The sequence below is a fragment of the Pseudomonas sp. AS2.8 genome, from assembly GCF_014190935.1.
In the GTDB taxonomy this organism is placed as follows: Bacteria; Pseudomonadota; Gammaproteobacteria; order Pseudomonadales; family Pseudomonadaceae; genus Chryseomonas.
Window position 1 is genome coordinate 379,432 of sequence record NZ_JACHVV010000004.1, and the last position, 19,183, is coordinate 398,614.

A 19,183-nucleotide genomic window follows, 5' to 3' on the forward strand; every position below is an offset into this window, starting at 1 on the left:
GGGGTGAACCGCTACTTCTGCGTCGTCACGCCCTGGACGAACCAGTCCATCTGCCACAGCGCCGGGTCGGAGAGCACCTGGCCGGCGGGGACGCGCTCCTTGCCGTCGCGATCATTCAGGGGACCGGCGTAGATCTGCTTGCCCTTGAGCAGGGCCTCGCGCTCGGCGAGGATCTTCTCTTGCGCCGCCTTGGGCACGGCATCGCCGAAGCCGGCGATGTCGGTGCCGCCGTCGGCCATCGACACCAGGGCGCCGTTGGGTGCGGGTTTCCAGTGGCCGGCGATGACGCGCTTGAGCTCCGGCACCAGGAAGCGATCCCAGACCCACACCGAGGAACAGAGGGTGGCCTTGGGCGCGAACTGGCGCATGTCGCGGTGGTGGCCGGTGCCATGAACGCCGCGCTCCTGGGCGACGATCTGCGGCGTGGGGGTATCGACGTGCTGGCCGATGACGTCGGCGCCCTGGTCGATCAGGGCCGCAGCGGCGGCGCGCTCCTTGACCGGATCGTTCCAGCTGCCGGTGTAGATCACCGTCAGGGTGGCATTGGGATTCATCTGCCGGGCGCCCAGCTCGTAGGCATTGATGGTCCAGTTCACCACGCCGAAGGGATTGGCGGCGACGAAGCCCAGCTTGCCGGTCTTGGAGGCCGCGCCCGCGGCCATGCCGCAGAGGTACTGGCTTTCGTAGGTGCGGCCATAGAAGGATTCGAGGTTACGGCCATTGGTGGTGCCCGAAGCGTTGAGGAAGGCCACCTCGGGATACTGCTCGGCGAGTTGCTTGAAGGTATCGGAATAGCCGAAGGCGGTACCGATGACGATGTTGGCGCCGCGCTTGATGAAGCGTTCGGCGGCCGGGCGGATGGCCGAGGCGGTCTCCGGCACGTTTTCCACGAACTGGATCTTCAGGCCCAGTTCCTTCTCGATCTTGACCCGCGCCTCGTCCATGGCCTGGGTCCAGCCGCCGTCGTTCTTGGCGGTGAAATACAGCATGGCGATCTTCGGCTCGCCCTTGAGGGTGAAGCCCTCGTCGTCCGCCCGCGCCACGGCGCCTAGTCCCACCAGCGCCAGCACGCACGCCACTCTTCCCAGCCATCTGCTCAGCATCGTCTCGTCCTTAGCCTTGTCTACAACATGTGGTTGATACGGAACACGTTGCCTTCCGGGTCCAGCAGCACCGCCTGGTACCAGTGGTAGTAGGTTTCGTAGGGCGCCTTGACCAGGCGGGCACCGGCGGCCTCGGCCACCGGCACCAGCCGGTCCACCTCGGCGCGGCTGTCCACCTCCAGATTGAGCAGGAAGCAGCAGCCACGGCTGTCGGCGAATTCGCCCAGCCCCAGCAGCTCATAGGCCTCCGGCGCGTTGAAGCCGATGGCGGTCTTGCCGGTGTCCAGGCCGCGAAAGATCGGCGAGCGGATCGCCTCGATCTCGGGAAAATCGAACACCCCCTGGTAGAAGCCGCTCAGGGCCACCACGTCGCGGGCGAAGACGTTGACATAGGAAAGACTCGGCATCAGGCCACCCGCACGCCGGACTGGGTCCCGCCAAAGGTGGTCTGCTTGACGAACTTGGATCTCAGGTGGTCGCCCGAGGTGATGGGCGCATGGCGCGGCGGCGTGCCGGGCGTGGCGCAACCGGGCAGGCATTGGATGAGGGTGTCGTAGTTGGGCTGGTGGAAGAACACCAGGGACTGGCGGCGGGTGTCGCAACCGGCATCCGCCGGTGGATTCACCACCCGGTGCAGGGTCGAGACCCAGCGGTCGTTGGTCCACTGCATCATCAGGTCGCCGATGTTGACCACGAAGCCGCCCGGCACCTTGGGCACGTCCACCCACTCCCCGTCGGCATTGCGTACCTGCAGGCCGCCGGGCGCGTCGTCGGGACGGACGATGGTCAGGCTGCCGTAGTCGGTATGGGCCCCGGCGCGCAGCTGGCCGGGCAGCGCCGCCTCCTTCTGGTGGGGATAGCAGAGGGTGCGGAACATGCTGATGTGGCGGTCGATGCGGCTGTCGAAGTAGGTCTCCGGCAAGTCCAGCCCCAGGGCGAAGAGGCGCATCAGGGTGCGCGCCAGGTCGCTCATGGCGGCGAAGTACTCGGCATAGGCCTCGCGAAAACCGGGGATGGCCGTCGGCCAGACATTGGGCGCGAAGTGCGGTCCGGCTTCCGGACCGCGGTAGTAGGCCGTCTCCGGGACATCCAGCGGTCCGATGGAAAAGGACTCCTTGAGATCCCCCGGCGCCGCCTCCTCCAGGCTGTAGGCCAGACTCTCCTCGGCCACCGCGCTGTAGCCGCGCACCTGATCCGGACGCGGCCGATCGGCCTTGCGCTTCTCCGCCAGCGGCAGCTCGAAGAAGGCTCGCGATAGGCGCGAGACGCGCTCGACCAGTGCCTCGGGCACCTGATGGTGGGTGATGACCAGAAAGCCGATGTCGCGGCAGGCCTGGTCGACGGCCTTGGCCACCGCCTGCTTGCCGGCGGCCGAGCCTGCGAAATAGGGGGCCAGATCGATGATGGGAACACTGGACAGCGGCATGACGGACCTCACGGATTGGACGAAAGGAGACAGCGCGACGCACGTTCACCGGGCAGGACGGCAGCAGGGAAATTGCAACCGTTGTGCCATCTTTGGACCATTTGGTAAAAACTATAAAAGCCAATTAAAACAGTACGTTAAATATGGCGCTCAAGATCTACCGGCGACGCGCCGCACCTTGAGCGGTCAGCGTGCACCGGGGTGGCGCCCAGGCTGTGCCCGGCGCCGGCAGGCAAGGCCTAGGTGTGAGGGATCTGCTTGGCGGTGTTGGGCTTCGCCGCGCTCAACCCAACCTACGGCGGTCGTAGGTTGGGTTGAGCGCGGCGAAGCCCAACGGCCCCAACTAGGCCAGCTCGTGATAACGCCGGTCGAAGTACAGCAATCCGCCTTCGCCCCCCGGCTCGGCCACCCCCAGCACCTCGCAGAGCAACAGGTCGTGGCTGCCCACCGACTGCACCCCGGCGATGCGGCAATCGCAGGCCACCAGGGCGCCGTCCAGCACCGGCGCACCGGTGGCGAGGCGGGTCCAGCGCGCCGCGGCGAAGCGTTCGGCCATGGCGGTCTTGCCGCCGAACAGGTTGGCCAGCGCCTGCTGGCCGGCGGCCAGGACGTTGACGCAGAGCACGCCGTTGGCGCTGAAGGCCGGATGCACCGAGGCACCCCGGTTGAGGCAGACCAGCAGGGTCGGCGGGCTGTCGCTGACGCTGCATACGGCGGTAGCGGTAAAGCCGGCTTGACCAGCCGGACCATCGGTGGTGACGAGGTTGACCGCGGCGCCCAGGCGCGCCATGGCCCCGCGGAAGAGGTCGCGTTCGACCGGGGCGGCGGGGCTGGCAGCGGACAGGGGCAAGGCATGGGCAACGGACATGGCGTTACGCCTCCAGGGCTTGGCTGAGATAGTCGAGCACCACCCGGTCGAAGGTGGCGGAATCGGTGACGCTGGAGGCGTGGCCGCCCCACTCCAGCAACTGGAAGCTGGCCCGGGGCAGACCCGCGGCCAGCCGCTGGGACGAAGTCCAGGGCACCAGCACATCGTCGCGATTGGCCAGTACAAGGGTCGGCACCTGGATGCGCGCCAGCTCGGCGTCCACATCGAAGGCCAGCAGCGCGCCGATGCGCCGCAGGACGTTGGCCTCGCCGGGAAAGTGCGCCAGGGCATGGGCTTCGTCGGCGGCCAGGCGCTCGCCGTGTTCGGCGATCCAGGTGGCTGGATAGAGGAAGATTGCCTGGGCCTGGACATAGGCCGCGGCGCCGCTGTCGCGCAGCAGCCGTTGACGCAGGGCGAAGCAGCGCGCGGTATGCGGATTGGGCTGACTCCAGGCATTGACCAGCACCTGACGGCGGATCAGGCCCGGACGCAGCAGGTTGGCCTGCAGGCCCACCAGACCACCCAGGGCATGGCCCATGAACAGGCAGCGGTCGAGTTCCAGGCGATCGGCCAGGGCCAGCAGGTCCTCGGCCATAGGCTGGATGCGATAGTCGGCGGGCAATTCGGCCGGACTCCTGCCGGTGCCGGTCTGGTCATAGACCACCACCCGGAAACGCTCGCCGAGGGCCGCCAGCTGCGGCGCCCAGAAGGCCCCGGCGCCGCCCAGCCCGGAGCTGAGCAGCAGGGTCTCGGCCGCCGGATCCTGGCGGCCATGGAGTTCGAAGTGCATGGGCGGTCCTTGAAGGTTGGGTGGTTGAGGCGGCCCTCACCCCAGCCCTCTCCCAGGGGGAGAGGGGGTAGGTACGGAATGGGAGCGGATTCCCTCGCTCTCTCCTACAGGAAGGGAGCGAGCGGCACGGGGTCCGGCCTAGCCGACATGGGCGATGCTGGCGATCTCGATCAGGGCATCGGGCTTCACCAGGCCGCACTGGATGCAGTAGCGCGCCGGCTTTTCGCCGGGAAAGAATTCGGCGTACACCGCGTTGATGGCGGCGTAATTGGCCCAGTCGGTGAGCATGATCATGTTGAAGGTGACATCGGCCATGCTGCCGCCGGCCGCCTCCACCACGCCCTGGATGGTGGTGAGCACATGGCGTGCCTGGGCCGCGGCGTCGCCGACGTGGACCACGTTGTTCTGGGCATCGAACGGCAGGGTGCCGGAGACATAGAGCACCCCGTCGGCCAGGCTGCCGGGCACGAAGGGCGCGATGGGGGTACCGGTACCGGCGGGGATCACGGCTTGCTTGGGCATGGTGGCTCAGTCCTTGGCGAAGGTGGTGTGGAAATCGGCGCAGCTGGCGACCCAGCCGAAGAAGGTCTCGATGTTGAACAGCGCGGCGTCATGCGCCGAACGGGGCCCGGCCTGGTGGCAGGCGTCGTGCAGGCAGACGCCGAAGTACTCGAGGAAGAAGCCGTCTCTCAGGGTGGACTCCACGCAGACATTGGTGGCGACCCCGACGAACACAAGGTTGCGGATGCCGCGGGCGCGCAGCAGGCTGTCCAGGTGGGTGTTGTAAAAGCCGCTGTAGCGGGTCTTGGGCACCACCAGGTCCGCGGCCGCCGGTTGCAGCCGATCCACCAGGGCGTAGTCCCAGCCACCCTTGGCCAGCAGCTGACCCTGCAATTCGGGTCGCTTGCGCATGGTCTTGAGGGCATTGGACTTGTGCCAGTTGGGCGAACCCGGCCCGCCCGCCTCGCGATACTCCGGGTCCCAGCCATTCTGGAACCAGACCACCTGCATGCCCGCAGTGCGGGCGGTCTCCACCACGGCGGCGACGTTCTCGATCACCGGGCCGGTGGCGGAGACGTCGAAGCCGGCCAGATCCAGGTAGCCGCCCTGGCTGGCATAGGCGTTCTGCATGTCCACCACGATCAGGGCGGTCTCGCTGGCCTTGAGCCTCAGCGGCTCGGGACGCGCCGGCAGCGTCACGGCTTCGGTGTCGTCGGCGGGCAAGGCATAGCCCGCCAGGGTTTCCACAGCGTTCATCAGGCACTCTCCTTGAGCAGATCGACGTGACGGCGGCTCTGCATCAGCGGCTGGATGCGCTCGCCGAAGTCGGTCACGCCCTGGACGAAGTCGTCGAAGGTCAGCAGCACCCCGCTGGCCCCGGGCACCTCGGCGATCTCGTCGAGCATCCGCGCCACGCTGGCGAAGGACCCCACCAGGGTGCCCATGTTGATGTTCACCGCCGAGGTCGGATCGGCCATCTGCCGCACGTTGGTGTCGCTGCCGGACTTGGTGTCAGCGGCGGCCTGGGCGCCCAGCCAGGCGATGGCCTCCTCGTCGGCACCGGCCTTGTAGTGCTCCCACTTGGCGCGGGCGGCCTCGTCGGTCTCGGCGGCGATGATCATGAACAGCGCGATGGAGGAGACCTCGCGCCCGGTCTTGGCGGTGGCCGCCTGCAGCCGCTCCACCGCCGGGGCGAAGGCCTTGGGTGTGTTGACGCCCTTGCCGAAGACGAAGCTGTAGTCGGCGTGCTCGGCGGCGAAGGCCAGGCCGGCATCGCTCGCCCCAGCGCAGACGATCTCCATGGGCGCCTGGGGCTGCGGACTGACCCGGCAGTCTTCCATGCGGAAGTGCGCGCCCTGGAAGTCCGACTGGCCGGTGCCCCAGAGGTCGCGCAGCACCTGGGCGTATTCACCGAGGTATTGATAGCGGCTGGCGAAGAACTCATCGCCCGGCCAGAGCCCCATCTGGCTGTATTCGGGCTTCTGCCAGCCGGTGACCAGATTGACGCCGAAGCGGCCGCCGGAAATGCAGTCGATGGTGGCGGCCATGCGCGCGACGATGGCCGGTGGCAGGGTCAGGGTCGCGGCGGTGGCGAACAGCTTGATGCGCGAGGTCACCGCCGCCAGCCCGGCCATGAGGGTGAAGGACTCCAGGTTGTGGTCCCAGAATTCGGTCTTACCGCCGAAGCCGCGCAACTTGATCATCGACAGGGCGAAGTCGAAGCCGTAGTGCTCGGCGCGCTGCACGATCTCGCGATTCAGCTCGAAGGTGGGCCGGTACTGGGGCGCGTTTTCCGACAGCAGCCAGCCGTTGTTGCCGATGGGAATGAAGACACCGATGTTCATCGCTCGCACTCTCCCGCAGTCAGGAATCGAGGCGCATCCAGATGCGCCGTGGCTGCAGGATCGGAGCAGAAAGCTTGCCAAGTCTTGAAATTTCAAGCCGATCAAGCACTTGGATAAAATCCCGGAATACCTTCGGACCGTTTGGTCCAGATCAGAGCACCCAGTTTGTGCAAGGCGCCCGAATCCGGGGCATGCACGATGTCGGGCCATGCTAGAGTCTGGAGACCGGCGCGCTACCCTCTGGCATCCGCCGGCGATTCGTCACCAGGAAGGTGCGAATCTCAACGACCGCGCCTGAAGCCGTCCCTCCCGCTCGCCCAGCGGTCGGTCCGCGTCAGATGTCCATGAAGGCCCAAGGAGCAGTTCGTGAGTCAGGCCAGTGATTCTTCACCACGCAAGCCGCGTCAACCCAGCCCTGCCGCCCAGCAACGCCGGCAGCGCCAGATAGAAGCCAAGCGCGCCCAGATCCTCGGCGCTGCGCTCGATATCTTTTCCCGCTTCGGGCTGCACGGCGCCAGCCTGGACCAGGTGGCCCTGCAGGCGGACGTCTCCAAGACCAACCTGCTCTACTATTTCAGCAGCAAGGAAGACCTCTATGTCGCCGTGCTGCGCCAGTTGCTGGCGACCTGGCTGAATCCCCTGCGCACCTTCAGCGAAGATCAGGAGCCCCTCGACGCCCTGCGCGGCTATCTGCGCCAGAAGCTGGAGATGTCCCGCGACTATCCCGCCGAATCCCGGCTGTTCTGCCTGGAGATGGTCCAGGGCGCGCCGCTGCTGCTGCCGGAATTGCAGGGCAGCCTGCACGACCTGATGGACGAGAAGGCCCGGGTGATCCGCGCCTGGATCGCCGCCGGCAAGCTGGCCCCGGTGGATACGCACCACCTGATCTTCAGCATCTGGGCCATCACCCAGCACTACGCGGACTTCCGCGTGCAGGTACAGACCCTGTGCGGCCGGACGCTGGAGGATCCACTGTTCTTCGACGAGGTCCTGCAGGGCCTCGAGACGCTGATCATCGACGGCCTCAAACCCCGCGCCGGCGACCCGGCCTAGGCTGCCAGGAAGAACTCGGCGAACAGTTCGCTCAGCCTCGGCCAGAGCGGTGCCGGCAGGTCATGGGCCATGTCCGGCATCAGCTCGAAGCGGGCGCCGGGAATGGCCCGCGCCACGGCGCGACCACAGGCCGGGCGCAGCAAGGGGTCCCGCGCGCCGTGCACCACCAGGGTCGGCGCCTGGATGCGCCGGGCGAAGGGCCGCAGATCGCCGCTGCCGAGCAGGGCGAACAGCTGCCGCTGCACCCCGTCCACATCCACCCCACGCGCCAGGATGCGCTGCACCAGCCGTTCGAGATCGGCGTCGCTCTGGCGATAACGCGGACTCTCGATGCCGCGCAGCAGGGCCTTCTGCCGGGCAAGCGCCGCTTCCGCCGGCAGATCGGCCGGCGGCCGCAGCAGCAGACTGCCAAGCAACTTGAACGAGGGCGGCGGCAACAGCGGCTGATTGGTCGACGAGAACAGGATGCCCAGCCGCGCGACCCGCTGAGGCCATTGGGCGGCGAGAATCTGGGCGATCATGCCGCCCATGGAGCCGCCCAGTACGAAGGCGCGCGCAAGCCCCAGGTGATCGAGCAGCCCGACCGCATCGGCGGCCATGGCTTCCAGGCGATAGGGCACCGCGCTGGGCTTGCCCAGTTGCGCCCGCCCCAGCACCGGCCATAGTGAAGGCGGCCGTCCACCCGGCCAGCTCAACCGCGAGGACTGACCGACGTCGCGATTGTCGAAACGGATCACCCGCAGGCCCCGGCGGACCAGGGCCTCGCAGAAGCCTTCCGGCCAGAGCAGCAACTGGGCGCCAAAGCCCATGATCAGCAGCAGCGCCGGATCGGCGGGATCGCCCCAGTCCTCGTAGGCCAGCTCGAGGGCGCCGACCCGGGCGCGACCTTCACGTATGTCCATGGCTCCCTCGCGAGCTGGGTAAAGGCCCATGCTACCCCAAGGTCGCACCCGCGAAAGCGGCAGAACCGGGCGGTCACGCAGCGGTGCTGCGCTATGCTCGACCAAACCTCTTCCAGAGACCTTCGCCATGTCTGCAGCGCCCCTGGTTTACCACCTGACCGACGAAGCACGCGAAGACCTGCGCCAGGCCATCGCCGCGCCGCTGAGGCGCTACAACGACAGCCAGGCGGGCCCGAGCGGTTACCGGGCCCTGGTCATCAGCCTGACCCGTGGCGGCGAAGCCCTCGGCGGACTCTGGGGCTACACCAGCTATGACTGGCTCTATGTGCAGTTGCTGGCGGTGGAGGAAGCCGCCCGCGGCCAGGGCGCCGGCCGCGAGTTGCTGTTGCGCGCCGAGGCCGAAGCCCTGGTCCGCGGCTGCCACGGCGCCTGGCTCGACACCCACGAATTCCAGGCCCGCGGCTTCTACGAGCGCCTGGGCTACGAGGTGTTCGGCGAACTGGCGGACTATCCGCCGGGCTTTGCGCGGTACTTCCTGCGCAAGGCCCTGGTCCCGACGCCCGCCGTCGGCACTAGCGCTGGCCCTGACTGAGGGCGCTCAGGCGGGTCGAGAGTCCCTGCATCTCCTGGCCGAGCTGGCGCAGCGTCCCGGCATCGCGGGCGCCCTCCTCGCTCGCCGCATGGATACGCACCGCCAGTTCATTGATTTCCTGGGTCACGTGGCTCTGCTCCTGGGCAGCCACGGCGATCTGCTGGGCGCGCTCGACGATGCCATCGAAGCTGTCGACGGTCCCGCTCAGGGTGCCGGCCACGACGGTCGCCTCCCGGACGGCGACCTCGGTACGCTGCACCCCGGCCTGCATGGTGGCCACGGCGGCGCTCGATGCCTGGCGCAGGCTGGCGATCATCCCCTGGATTTCGTTGGCGGACGCCTGGGTCCGCCCGGCCAGCGTGCGCACCTCGTCGGCGACCACGGCGAAGCCGCGCCCCTGTTCACCGGCCCGGGCCGCCTCGATGGCGGCGTTGAGGGCCAGCAGGTTGGTCTGTTCGGAAATCGACTTGATCACGTCCAGCACGCCGCCGACCCGCTCGATATCCTCGCCCAGGCGGGTGATGGCGGTGGCAGCGCCACCGATCTCCTGGGCCAGCCCCTGCATGGAGTCGGTGTTGCGCGCCATCTGGCTTTGGCCGGTATGCACCGTGCCGAGCGAAGCACGGGCCACGTCGGAGCAGTCGGTGGTGTTGCGCGCCACCTCGCCGGCGCTGGCCGACATCTCGGTGATGGCGGTCGCCAGCAGGGTGTTGTCCTCGCGCTGCTTTTCCGCCCGATCGGCCAGGCCATGGGACAGCTGCGCCAGTTCGGTCGCCTGGCCCTGCAGCAGCGAGGCGTCGGTGGCGATCCGGCGGAGCATCTCGCGCAGCGAACCGGCGTAGCGATTGACCGCGCCGCGCAAGCGGCCGATTTCGTCGGCACGCCGGATGTCCAGTTCGCTCGCGTTGGCACCGTCCTGGCCCAGGCGCTCGATCTGCAGGGTGGTCTCTTCCAGCTGGGCGAGCAGGCGCCGGCCGGCGAGCCAGGCCACGCCCAGCAGCAGCGCCAGGAGCGGCAACAGCAACAGCAGCATCTGGCTGGTCAGGCGCGTGGCCAGGCCGGTGACCTGAGCTTCCGGCGTGACCAGGCCGACCTGCCAGCCGGTCGCATCCATCGGCACCAGGGTGACGTAAGCGGCGCCATCGAGCTGGCGGTCGTGGGCGAGGTACAGGGTGCGGTTGCCCGCCTGGCCGAGGGCCTCCGCCACCGCCTTGAACGAAGCCTCGCCCGCGATCACGTCGCTTAGCGTCGGCAGGCCCTTGGCGCCCTTGACCCCAGGGAAATAGAGCAGATTGCCACTGCGATCGACGGCGAAGGCATAGCCACCGGTCACGCCGCCCTGGCGCTCGAGGAAGGCGGCGAGGCCATCAAGCTTGAGGTCGAGCGTCGCCACTCCGGCGAAGGCGTTCTGCTGGCGATAGGGCACGCTGCAGGTGGTCATGGCGACCTTGCTGACCGGATCCTGGTAGGCGTCGGACCAGACGCACCGCCCTGCCGTGGCCGCCCTGGCATCGCGGTACCAGGATTCGTCGCGATAGGGTGGAGTCTGGGCGGCGTTGTAGTCGTCCGAGTACTCCAGACCGCCGGCGCCATTGCGGGCCCAGAAGAAGCTGCGGCGGTCGACACCCGGGGTGAAGGCGGCGGGTTCCGGCCAGAGGCCACCACCGGCGATGGCCTGGTCGCCGTGGCTGTCGATCAGCCGCGGCAGGACGGCCTTCACCAGGGCTTCGTCATGGGGCAGCGTCTCCCCCAGGTCCGCCAGGGCCACGCTCGTCCCCTCGATGCGCGCCAGCTGCAGGGCGAGTTGCCGCGCGATGGCGGTGGCCGACTGTTCGGCGGCGGCCGTCCCGGCGGCCACCAGTTGCGGTTTACCACCAAAGGCCATCACGGCGTAGACGCCGATGGCGGTGAGCCCCAGCAGGCAAAGCACGCCCAGGGTCATGCGCCCGGCGATGCGGGTGGGTATCAGAGTCATACGGCGGCTCCAGAAGGTTACCAGGGGGAATGGCCAGTATTACGGCCGGGACGGCGGTCAATTGAGCGAAGCGATACCCTGGCGCGGGATGCCGCCGATGAACGGCGGGTAGTCAGTCCGAGGTGAGGAAGTTGCCGATCCGGGCGTTGTCCTGCGCCCCTTCCAGCAGCGGCACCTCGGCTTCGTCCTTGAGTTGTACGCCGGAGAGTTTGCGGCGATCCGCTTCGCGCATCAGGTAGAGCAGCTTGTGCGCCGCCAGGCCATAGGCGAGGCCTTCCAGGCGCACGTTGGAGATACAGTTGCGATAGGCGTCGTTGAGGCCCGGCCGGGGGCCGTAGGTGAAGTAGAGACCGAGGCTGTCGGGCGAGCTGAGACCGGGGCGCTCGCCGATCAGCATCACCAGCAGGCGCGCCTTGAGCAGCCCACCGATTTCGTCACCCACCGCTACCCGCCCCTGCTCCACCAGGGTCACCGGCGCCCAGCGCCAGCCCTCGGCCCCGGCCTGGTCGGCCAGGCGTTCGAGGAACGGCAGCGCATGGCGATGCACCGCCAGGGCCGAGAGGCCGTCGGCGATGACCACGGCGACGTCGAAGCCCTCGGGATGCTCGGCGGCATAGGCCGCGAGTTCGTGGGCGGACTCCGCGGACAGCTTGCGCCCCAGGTCCGGCCGCTGCAGATAGGTGTGGCGATCCGGCGCGGCGCTCTTGAGCACCAGGGTCTCGCGGCCCTGGGCGGCCAGGCCTTCACGCAGCGCCTGATGATCGAAGGCCAGGTGCACCGCATCGCGGGCCTGGGCATGGGCGGCCTGGAAGTCCAGCTGGGCCGACGTCGGCAGGCTGGTGCCGGCGCGGCCCAGGGCGATGCGCGCCGGGGTCAGGCGACGCAATTCGGCCCAGGGATCGGGACGAGCGGTGTCGGAGTCCTTCATGGCAACCTCCTCGGTAGGTTGGGTTGAGACGGCTTCATCGTCGAAGCCCGACAAGCAGGGATTGGGGCTGGCACTCGGCACCTTCGTAAGTTGGGCGTAGGTTGGGTTGAGACGGCTCCACCGGCGAAGCCCAACAGGCACGAGTCGAGCCTGGCAACGTTGGGCTTCGCTGACGCTCAGCCCAACCTACGAAAAACCATTCAAATCTGCGCCAGCGCCCGCTGGAACGGCGCCGGCAAGCCCTCGCCAAGGCGGAAGCGGCCGTCCTCCAGCCGCAGGATCCCCAGGCGGTCGAGCCAGGCGGCGAATTCCGGGGCGGGTTGCAGGCCCAGCACCTGGCGGGCGTAAAGGGCGTCGTGGAAGGAGGTGGTCTGGTAGTTGAGCATCACGTCGTCCGACCCCGGGATGCCCATGATGAAGTTGATGCCCGCCGCGCCCAGCAGGGTCAGCAGCATGTCCATGTCGTCCTGGTCGGCCTCGGCATGGTTGGTGTAGCAGATGTCGCAGCCCATGGGCACGCCGAGCAGCTTGCCGCAGAAGTGATCCTCCAGCCCGGCGCGGATGATCTGCTTGCCGTTGTAGAGGTACTCCGGACCGATGAAGCCGACCACGGTGTTGACCAGCAGCGGCTTGAATTTCCGCGCCACGGCGTAGGCGCGCACCTCGCAGGTCTGCTGGTCGACGCCATGGTGCGCCCCGGCGGAGAGGGCACTGCCCTGCCCCGTCTCGAAATACATGAGGTTGTCGCCCAGGGTGCCACGGCGTTGCGACAAGCCGGCCTCGTAGCCTTCCTGCAGCAGTGCCAGGCTGATGCCGAAGCTTTCGTTGGCGCCCTGGGTGCCGGCGATGGACTGGAACACCAGATCCACCGGCGCGCCGCGCTCGATGGCGGCGATGCTGGTGGTGACGTGGGTCAGCACGCAGGACTGGGTGGGAATCTCGTAGCGCTGGATCACCGCGTCGAGCATCTTCAGCAGTTCGCAAATGCCGCTGGTGCTGTCGGTGGCCGGATTGATGCCGATCACCGCATCGCCGTTGCCATAGAGCAGGCCGTCGAGGACGCTGGCGGCGATGCCGGCCGGATCGTCGGTGGGGTGATTGGGCTGCAGCCGGGTCGACAGCCGTCCCCGCAGGCCGATGGTGTTGCGAAAGCGGGTCACCACCCGCACCTTCTGCGCCACCAGGATCAGGTCCTGGATGCGCATGATCTTGGACACCGCGGCGACCATCTCCGGGGTCAGCCCCGGTGCCAGGGCGGCGAGGCTGACCTCGTCGGCCGCCGGCCCCAGCAGCCAGTCGCGAAAGCCGCCCACGGTGAGGTGGGCGACCGGGGCGAAAGCCTGGGTATCGTGGCTGTCCAGGATCAGCCGGGTGACCTCGTCGGCCTCGTAGGGGATCACCGCCTCGCTGAGAAAGTGCTTGAGCGGCACCTCGGCCAGCGCCATCTGCGCCGCCACCCGCTCCACGTCGCTGCCGGCGGCGACCCCGGCCAGGACATCCCCGGAACGCGCCGGGGTGGCCTTGGCCAGCAGTTCCTTGAGATCGGCGAAACGCCAGGTCTGGCCGCCCACGCTGTGCTGGAAACCGCTCATGCTACCTCCTCGGGTTGCGCTGCTCAGGCCTCGCCGAAGGCGGCGTCGGGCGCGATGTCGCCCTGTCTACGGCTGAGACCACAGACCAGCGCGCCTATCACCATCAGCACCACGAAGACGCTGGCGATCACCGGGTTGTACCAGACCATGGCGATCAGGCAGACCACCGCCAGCACCAGGGCGATGGCCGGCACCACCGGATAGCCGGGGGCGCGGAAGGTGCGCTCCAGGTTCGGCTCGCTGCGCCGCAGCTTGAACAGGCTGAGCATGCTCATGATGTACATGACGATGGCGCCGAACACGCTCATGGTGATCATGGCGGCGGTCAGGGTCAGGCCCTGCAGGCTGATCACGCCATCGCTGAAGATGGCGGCGATGCCCACCACGCCACCCGCCAGCACCGCCCGGTGCGGGGTCTGGAAGCGCGACAGCTTGGCCAGGCCGCGGGGCAGGAAGCCGGCGCGAGCCAGGGCGAAGAACTGCCGGGAATAGCCGAGGATGATGCCGTGGAAGCTGGCCACCAGGCCGAACAGGCCGATGCCCACCAGCAGGTGCAGCCACACCGAACCCTCGCCCACCACGCCCTTCATGGCCTGGGGCAGCGGGTCGTTGATGTTGGACAGGGCGCGCCAGTCACCCACCCCGCCGGCAAAGATCATCACGCCGATGGCCAGGGTCACCAGGGTGAGGATGCCGGCGATATAGGCCTTGGGAATGGTCCGCTTGGGGTCCTTGGCTTCCTCGGCGGCCATGGCCGCGCCCTCGATGGCGAGAAAGAACCAGATGGCGAAGGGAATGGCGGCGAACATGCCGCCCACCGCGGCCAGGGAGAACTGGTCCTGGCCGGCCCAGCCGCCGCTGGTGAAGTTGGCCACGCTGAAGCCCGGCGCCACCACCCCCATGAAGATCAGCAACTCGATCACCGCCAGCACCGTGACCACCAGCTCGAAGGTGGCGGCGATGCTCACCCCGAGGATGTTCAGGGTCATGAAGATGAAATAGGCCGCCACCGCGCAGAGCTTGGGATCGAGGGTGGGAAACTGCACGTTGAGGTAGGCGCCGATGGCCATGGCGATGGCCGGTGGCGCGAAGACGAATTCGATCAGGGTGGCGATGCCGGCGATGGTGCCGCCCGTGGGTCCGAAGGCGCGCCGGCTGTAGGCGAAGGGCCCGCCGGCGTGGGGAATGGCGGTGGTCAGCTCGGTGAAGCTGAAGATGAAGCAGGTGTACATCACCGCCACCACCAGCGCGGTGATCAGAAAGCCCAGGGTCCCGGCGACGCCCCAGCCGTAGCTCCAGCCGAAGTATTCCCCGGAGATCACCAGCCCCACGGCGATGCCCCAGAGGTGCAGGGTGCCGAGGGTCGGCTTGAGTTTCTCGTTGGTCATGACAGGCCACTCCCCTTGTAGCGACGTGATCCGAATGGGTCACCGCGATCCCGCGATGCCCGGCTTTTTCGAGCTTAAACAGCTCGGGGCCGTGGCGACTTGACCGCTCGACACGGTTGCCGAGGCCTGGGGTCAAGTCGGCGTTACCCCTCTTCCCAGGGTGCTACCCGAGACCGCACCACCCTGGTGCGATGCCCGACCGCTCGCCCCGCGATGAAGCACGTCATGGCACCCAATAGCGTGAAGCCCTCGGCGTTCCAGCCCCGGCGGAGGACCGCTTTCCACCCCGGGGCACAGCCTTTGCTTCATTCATGCCGATCCCCTCCCTGGACCCGCACCATGCCCCTGGCCGCCTCCGGCTTCGCCGCCCTGACCTCACCGTCGCGCAACCTCGGCGTGCTCTCCGCCGCCGCCAGCGGACTGGACGCCGTCATCACCAGCCACGGCGGCGACGTCGATCGCATCTTCGGCACCGCCGGCATCGACCCCGAACAGCTGCAGCACCCCACCCTGAGCCTTGGGCTGGGCAACTACTGCCGGGTCCTGGAGGAAGCCGCCGCCCAGTCCGGCTGCGACAATTTCGGTCTGCACTATGGCGGCCAATTCAAGCCGCAGATGCTCGGCCTGCTGGGCTACGTGGGGCTCTGCTCGCCGACCGCCGAGGCGGCCCTGCAGAACTTCGCCGCCGCCTTTCCCTTCCACCAGCACAGCACCCTGATCCAGCTGGTGGACGCCGGCGACTGCTGGCGCTTCGACTACCAGGTACGCCACGGCGCCATCGTCGCCCGCCGCCAGGACGCCGAGCTGACCCTGGGCATGCTGCTCAACCTCTTGCGCCATGTGCTCGGCGCTACCTGGGCGCCGCGCGCGGTGCAGTTCGAACACCCGCGCCCCGAGGGCTGGCACGAACATCGCCGGCTGTTCGACGCCCCGGTCAGCTTTGGCCAGCCCTGCAATGCCATGCTGGTGCCCAAGGCCGACCTGCGCGGCCGCGCCATGCCCGAGCACGATCCGCTGCTCCTCTTGGTGGTGCAGGACGCCATCCGCCAACTCGGCCAGCGCCTGCCGCAGATGGAACTGCTCGAAGAGGTCCGTGCCTCGGTGCGCCTGGCGCTGCCTCTGGGCGAGCCCAGCCTGGAATCCATCGCCCAGCGCCTGGACCTCTCCACCAGCCAGCTGCAACGCCGCCTGCGCGACCAGGGCGCGAGCTTCTCGGCGCTGGTCGAGGGCGTTCGCCGCGACCTGGCGCAGCACTACCTGCGGCAGCGGCTGCCGGTCACCGACCTGGCGCCGCTGCTGGGGTACTCGGAAACGAGCGCCTTTTCACGGGCGTTTCGGCGGTGGTTTCAGGTGAGTCCGCGGCAGTGGCGGGGGATTTCGTAGGGCAGGGTCGGCACGCCGAAGGCCGGCTGACGTAGGTTGGCGCTGAGCGGAGCGAAGCCCAACGCGCCGGTGTATTGGTACCCTGGCTGGTTATGGAATGCTTTGATGGTTCTTATTTCGCCCACCCGGGCGACTCACTTTTTTCAGTCGCTAAAAAAGTAAGCAAAAACGCTTGCCCCGACCATCCGGCCTTCCGCTTCGCTCCAGATCCGCTCACGCCAGCGCCGTTCCGGGGTCGGCCTACACGGGCCGTCCATGGCCCGTTAGGCCTCTCGCCGCATCCATTCGGCTCGACCCACTTCACGACACCGGCGTTCGCCCTCCTGAACGGGGCGATTCGCCAGCCTGAAAGTGTTGGTTGAAGAGCCACAAAAACCCATAGCCCGTAGCGTGGACAACGGCGAAGCCTTGTCCGCGGATAGCGTCAGTACCTTCCGTCGCGACTGACAAAAGTGACTCGCCCGGGTGGGCGAAACCAAAAGCATCAAAGCGCTCGATAAGCAGCCAGGGTTCCAGCTAAACCAGGTAAGCCAAGGCATCTCGGCCAACCTCCGCAATGTTGGGCTTCGCTACACTCAGCACCAACCTACCGAACAGGCAAAAGCAATTCCGCCGGATGGGCGAAACAAAAACCTCGGTGATCAGCTGAGGCACCCACCCTCCAGACGCCAACATCCGCCCAACCCACCCACCCGGTCAGATTCTTGCAAGGCCCTCCCCAAACAGCCTAACCAGAACAACGACCAACCCCGATGACCTCTGCCCTGCCCCCTGCCCTCTTCACCCCCGCCTGGCTGGCGCGCCTAGAGCTGGCCTATGCCCGCCAGGGCGACTGGACCCGGCCGACCACCCGCCGCCACCTCGGCCCGTTACGGGTGCAGAAACACCTGCACGCCGAAGGCCCCGAGGTCTGCCAGCACATCATCGTGCATCCACCGGGAGGCATCGCCGGGGGCGATCGGCTGGACATCGACGTCAGCGTCGGCGAAAAGGCCTGGGCCCAGCTCACCAGCCCCGGCGCGGCCAAGTGGTATCGCGCCGACAGCGCCGCCCACCAGCAACTCGAGCTGCGCGTCGCCGCCAGTGCCACCCTGGAATGGCTGCCCCAGGAGACCATCGTCTTCTCCGGCGCCCAGGCCCATCTCGCCACCCGCATCGAACTGGCAGGCGATGCCCGCCTCTGCTACTGGGACATCGTCGCCCTCGGGCGTCCGGCCAGTGCCGAGCGCTTTGCCGAGGGGCTGTTCCAGGCGCATCTGGACATCCGCCGCGACGGCACTCCGTTGTGGCACGAGCGCCAGCGCCTGGTCGGTGCGGATCGCCTGCTGGACTCGGCCATCGGCCTCGCCGGCCAGCCGGTGTTCGCCACCCTGCTGATCACCGGCACCCTGGACGCCGACACCCTGGAGCGTTGCCGCGAGCTGGCCCTGCCAGTGCGGGGCGACCTGACCCAGCTGCCCGGCCTGGTGGTCGCCCGCTGCCTGGCCGCCGAAAGCCTGCAGGCCCGCGCCTGGCTGATCGAGGTCTGGCGCCTGCTGCGCCCGGCCCTGCTCGGCCGCGCCGCCATGCCACCGCGGATCTGGAGCACCTGAGGCCGCGACACTCTTGTAGGCGCGGCCCACGGCCGCGATGATCGACCTTCCTTGACCGAACCTGCCAACCGGAACACCCATGGACCTGACGCCCCGCGAAAAAGACAAGCTGCTCATCTTCACCGCCGGCCTGGTGGCCGAACGCCGCCTGGCGCGTGGGGTGAAGCTCAACTACCCGGAAGCCATGGCGCTGATCTCCGCCGCCCTGCTCGAAGGTGCTCGTGACGGTCGCACCGTGGCCGAGCTGATGCACTACGGCACCACCCTGCTGACCCGCGACCAGGTGATGGAAGGTGTCCCGGAGATGATCCCGGAGATCCAGGTGGAAGCCACCTTCCCCGACGGGACCAAGCTGGTCACCGTCCACCAGCCGATCGCCTAGGGAGGTCGCCATGAGTCTGATCGTCCGCGACGCCACCCCCGCCGACCTGCCGGCCGTGCTGCACATCTACAACGACGCCGTCAGCAACACCACGGCGATCTGGAACGAGACCCCGGTGGACCTGGCCAACCGCCAGGCCTGGTTCGACCTGCGCGCCACCCAGGGCTACCCCATCCTGGTCGCCGAGAACGCCGAGGGCACGGTGGTGGGCTATGCCTCCTTTGGCGACTGGCGCCCCTTCGAGGGCTTTCGCCACACCGTCGAGCACTCGGTCTACATCCACCCCGACCAGCGCGGCCAGGGCATCGGTCCGCGACTGATGACGGTGCTCATCGAACGCGCCCGCGCCTGCGACAAGCACGTGATGGTGGCCGCCATCGAGAGCGGCAACCAGGCCTCGATCCGCCTGCACGAACGACTGGGCTTCATCACCACCGGGCAGATGCCCCAGGTCGGCACCAAGTTCGGTCGCTGGCTGGACCTCACCTTCATGCAACTGATGCTGGAGCAGCGCCCATGATCCCTGGCGAATACCAGATCCAGGACGGCGACATCGAACTCAACGCCGGCCGCCGCACCCTCAGCCTGACCGTCGCCAACAGCGGCGACCGGCCGATCCAGGTGGGCTCCCACTACCACTTCCACGAGACCAACGACGCCCTGCTGTTCGACCGCGCCCTGGCCCGCGGCATGCGCCTGAACATCGCCGCCGGCACCGCCGTGCGCTTCGAGCCGGGCCAGAGTCGCGAGGTGGAATTGGTCGAGCTGGCCGGCCTGCGCACCGTCTACGGCTTCGCCGGACGGGTGATGGGCAAGTTGTAGGGATACTCGGGCTCTTCGCCTTTTACGCGCGCCCGCACCCCC

Annotated in this window: 20 protein-coding genes and 1 pseudogene; 7 read left to right on the forward strand and 14 right to left on the reverse strand. The window is 68.0% G+C overall.

Annotated features, from left to right (window positions below; translation table 11 throughout):
• Positions 1-11 precede the first annotated feature (11 nt).
• The 8 genes from FHR73_RS18420 to rutA all read right to left on the reverse strand — a co-directional run bounded on the left by FHR73_RS18420 (position 12) and on the right by rutA (position 6,532).
• Entirely contained in the window at positions 12-1,103 is a 1,092-nt protein-coding gene (locus FHR73_RS18420; protein ID WP_183633165.1) for a BMP family ABC transporter substrate-binding protein, read from the reverse strand.
• A gap of 20 nt (positions 1,104-1,123) precedes the next feature.
• Positions 1,124-1,510, reverse strand: coding sequence for a VOC family protein (locus FHR73_RS18425; protein ID WP_183633167.1), 387 nt, complete (start codon positions 1,508-1,510; stop codon positions 1,124-1,126).
• Positions 1,510-2,529: an isopenicillin N synthase family oxygenase gene (locus FHR73_RS18430; RefSeq protein WP_183633169.1), complete on the reverse strand. Its 1,020-nt coding sequence runs from the start codon at positions 2,527-2,529 to the stop codon at positions 1,510-1,512. Before FHR73_RS18430 ends, FHR73_RS18425 begins: the two co-directional genes overlap by 1 nt.
• A 343-nt stretch (positions 2,530-2,872) precedes the next feature.
• On the reverse strand, positions 2,873-3,397 hold the full coding sequence (locus FHR73_RS18435) for a flavin reductase (RefSeq protein ID WP_183633171.1): 525 nt from the start codon (positions 3,395-3,397) through the stop codon (positions 2,873-2,875).
• 4 nt (positions 3,398-3,401) lie between these two features.
• Positions 3,402-4,187, reverse strand: coding sequence for a pyrimidine utilization protein D (gene rutD, locus FHR73_RS18440; protein ID WP_183633173.1), 786 nt, complete (start codon positions 4,185-4,187; stop codon positions 3,402-3,404).
• A gap of 138 nt (positions 4,188-4,325) precedes the next feature.
• Positions 4,326-4,709, reverse strand: coding sequence for a pyrimidine utilization protein C (gene rutC / locus FHR73_RS18445; protein WP_017642623.1), 384 nt, complete (start codon positions 4,707-4,709; stop codon positions 4,326-4,328).
• A 6-nt stretch (positions 4,710-4,715) separates the two neighbouring features.
• Positions 4,716-5,444 (reverse strand): pyrimidine utilization protein B, encoded by a 729-nt coding sequence (gene rutB / locus FHR73_RS18450; RefSeq protein WP_183633175.1) that lies wholly within the window; start codon positions 5,442-5,444, stop codon positions 4,716-4,718.
• Positions 5,444-6,532, reverse strand: coding sequence for a pyrimidine utilization protein A (gene rutA / locus FHR73_RS18455; protein ID WP_027600944.1), 1,089 nt, complete (start codon positions 6,530-6,532; stop codon positions 5,444-5,446). Before rutA ends, rutB begins: the two co-directional genes overlap by 1 nt.
• A gap of 366 nt (positions 6,533-6,898) precedes the next feature.
• On the opposite strand from rutA, the gene rutR reads away from it, so the two are divergent.
• Positions 6,899-7,585, forward strand: coding sequence for an HTH-type transcriptional regulator RutR (gene rutR / locus FHR73_RS18460; RefSeq protein ID WP_183633177.1), 687 nt, complete (start codon positions 6,899-6,901; stop codon positions 7,583-7,585).
• On the opposite strand, the gene FHR73_RS18465 is transcribed toward rutR, so the two are convergent.
• Positions 7,582-8,487, reverse strand: a complete 906-nt coding sequence (locus FHR73_RS18465) for an alpha/beta fold hydrolase (RefSeq protein WP_183633179.1) — start codon at positions 8,485-8,487, stop codon at positions 7,582-7,584. The genes rutR and FHR73_RS18465 overlap by 4 nt on opposite strands.
• Before the next feature lie 127 nt (positions 8,488-8,614).
• On the opposite strand from FHR73_RS18465, the gene FHR73_RS18470 reads away from it, so the two are divergent.
• Positions 8,615-9,079, forward strand: a complete 465-nt coding sequence (locus FHR73_RS18470) for an N-acetyltransferase (RefSeq protein WP_183633181.1) — start codon at positions 8,615-8,617, stop codon at positions 9,077-9,079.
• On the opposite strand, the gene FHR73_RS22910 is transcribed toward FHR73_RS18470, so the two are convergent.
• The 5 genes and pseudogenes from FHR73_RS22910 to eat all read right to left on the reverse strand — a co-directional run bounded on the left by FHR73_RS22910 (position 9,060) and on the right by eat (position 14,962).
• Positions 9,060-10,193, reverse strand: coding sequence for a methyl-accepting chemotaxis protein (locus FHR73_RS22910; RefSeq protein WP_409258701.1), 1,134 nt, complete (start codon positions 10,191-10,193; stop codon positions 9,060-9,062). The genes FHR73_RS18470 and FHR73_RS22910 overlap by 20 nt on opposite strands.
• Positions 10,179-11,054, reverse strand: a pseudogene (locus FHR73_RS22915) (cache domain-containing protein); the annotation flags it as partial. The gene FHR73_RS22910 and the pseudogene FHR73_RS22915, both read right to left, overlap by 15 nt.
• Before the next feature lie 112 nt (positions 11,055-11,166).
• Entirely contained in the window at positions 11,167-11,982 is an 816-nt protein-coding gene (gene eutC, locus FHR73_RS18480; protein WP_183633185.1) for an ethanolamine ammonia-lyase subunit EutC, read from the reverse strand.
• 200 nt (positions 11,983-12,182) lie between these two features.
• Positions 12,183-13,574 (reverse strand): ethanolamine ammonia-lyase subunit EutB, encoded by a 1,392-nt coding sequence (locus FHR73_RS18485; protein ID WP_183633187.1) that lies wholly within the window; start codon positions 13,572-13,574, stop codon positions 12,183-12,185.
• A gap of 23 nt (positions 13,575-13,597) precedes the next feature.
• Positions 13,598-14,962 (reverse strand): ethanolamine permease, encoded by a 1,365-nt coding sequence (gene eat, locus FHR73_RS18490; RefSeq protein ID WP_183633189.1) that lies wholly within the window; start codon positions 14,960-14,962, stop codon positions 13,598-13,600.
• 339 nt (positions 14,963-15,301) lie between these two features.
• Between eat and FHR73_RS18495 the strand changes: the two genes are divergently transcribed.
• The 5 genes from FHR73_RS18495 (at position 15,302) to FHR73_RS18515 (ending at position 19,141) form a co-directional block, all read left to right on the forward strand.
• Positions 15,302-16,345 carry an AraC family transcriptional regulator gene (locus tag FHR73_RS18495; RefSeq protein WP_183633191.1) on the forward strand — a complete coding sequence of 348 codons (1,044 nt, stop codon included), beginning with the start codon at positions 15,302-15,304 and terminating at the stop codon, positions 16,343-16,345.
• Positions 16,346-17,097: 752 nt separating this feature from the next.
• Positions 17,098-17,937 carry an urease accessory protein UreD gene (locus FHR73_RS18500; protein WP_183633193.1) on the forward strand — a complete coding sequence of 280 codons (840 nt, stop codon included), beginning with the start codon at positions 17,098-17,100 and terminating at the stop codon, positions 17,935-17,937.
• Between the two features lie 79 nt (positions 17,938-18,016).
• Positions 18,017-18,319 (forward strand): urease subunit gamma, encoded by a 303-nt coding sequence (gene ureA / locus FHR73_RS18505; RefSeq protein WP_007162996.1) that lies wholly within the window; start codon positions 18,017-18,019, stop codon positions 18,317-18,319.
• Positions 18,320-18,329: 10 nt separating this feature from the next.
• Entirely contained in the window at positions 18,330-18,839 is a 510-nt protein-coding gene (locus tag FHR73_RS18510; protein WP_027600040.1) for a GNAT family N-acetyltransferase, read from the forward strand.
• Positions 18,836-19,141 (forward strand): urease subunit beta, encoded by a 306-nt coding sequence (locus FHR73_RS18515; RefSeq protein WP_064307547.1) that lies wholly within the window; start codon positions 18,836-18,838, stop codon positions 19,139-19,141. Before FHR73_RS18510 ends, FHR73_RS18515 begins: the two co-directional genes overlap by 4 nt.
• Positions 19,142-19,183 lie beyond the last annotated feature (42 nt).

Coding starts and splice junctions, on each gene's coding strand:
- rutC (WP_017642623.1), bottom strand. CDS start 4,709: ATGCCCAAGCAAGCCGTGATCCCCGCCGGTACCGGTACCCCCATCGCG.
- FHR73_RS18465 (WP_183633179.1), bottom strand. CDS start 8,487: ATGGACATACGTGAAGGTCGCGCCCGGGTCGGCGCCCTCGAGCTGGCC.
- eutC (WP_183633185.1), bottom strand. CDS start 11,982: ATGAAGGACTCCGACACCGCTCGTCCCGATCCCTGGGCCGAATTGCGT.
- rutA (WP_027600944.1), bottom strand. CDS start 6,532: ATGAACATCGGTGTCTTCATTCCCATCGGCAACAACGGCTGGCTGCTG.
- FHR73_RS22910 (WP_409258701.1), bottom strand. CDS start 10,193: ATGGATGCGACCGGCTGGCAGGTCGGCCTGGTCACGCCGGAAGCTCAG.
- FHR73_RS18500 (WP_183633193.1), top strand. CDS start 17,098: ATGACCTCTGCCCTGCCCCCTGCCCTCTTCACCCCCGCCTGGCTGGCG.
- FHR73_RS18515 (WP_064307547.1), top strand. CDS start 18,836: ATGATCCCTGGCGAATACCAGATCCAGGACGGCGACATCGAACTCAAC.
- FHR73_RS18435 (WP_183633171.1), bottom strand. CDS start 3,397: ATGTCCGTTGCCCATGCCTTGCCCCTGTCCGCTGCCAGCCCCGCCGCC.
- rutD (WP_183633173.1), bottom strand. CDS start 4,187: ATGCACTTCGAACTCCATGGCCGCCAGGATCCGGCGGCCGAGACCCTG.
- FHR73_RS18510 (WP_027600040.1), top strand. CDS start 18,330: ATGAGTCTGATCGTCCGCGACGCCACCCCCGCCGACCTGCCGGCCGTG.
- FHR73_RS18425 (WP_183633167.1), bottom strand. CDS start 1,510: ATGCCGAGTCTTTCCTATGTCAACGTCTTCGCCCGCGACGTGGTGGCC.
- FHR73_RS18420 (WP_183633165.1), bottom strand. CDS start 1,103: ATGCTGAGCAGATGGCTGGGAAGAGTGGCGTGCGTGCTGGCGCTGGTG.
- ureA (WP_007162996.1), top strand. CDS start 18,017: ATGGACCTGACGCCCCGCGAAAAAGACAAGCTGCTCATCTTCACCGCC.
- FHR73_RS18485 (WP_183633187.1), bottom strand. CDS start 13,574: ATGAGCGGTTTCCAGCACAGCGTGGGCGGCCAGACCTGGCGTTTCGCC.
- FHR73_RS18470 (WP_183633181.1), top strand. CDS start 8,615: ATGTCTGCAGCGCCCCTGGTTTACCACCTGACCGACGAAGCACGCGAA.
- FHR73_RS18495 (WP_183633191.1), top strand. CDS start 15,302: ATGCCCCTGGCCGCCTCCGGCTTCGCCGCCCTGACCTCACCGTCGCGC.
- eat (WP_183633189.1), bottom strand. CDS start 14,962: ATGACCAACGAGAAACTCAAGCCGACCCTCGGCACCCTGCACCTCTGG.
- FHR73_RS18430 (WP_183633169.1), bottom strand. CDS start 2,529: ATGCCGCTGTCCAGTGTTCCCATCATCGATCTGGCCCCCTATTTCGCA.
- rutB (WP_183633175.1), bottom strand. CDS start 5,444: ATGAACGCTGTGGAAACCCTGGCGGGCTATGCCTTGCCCGCCGACGAC.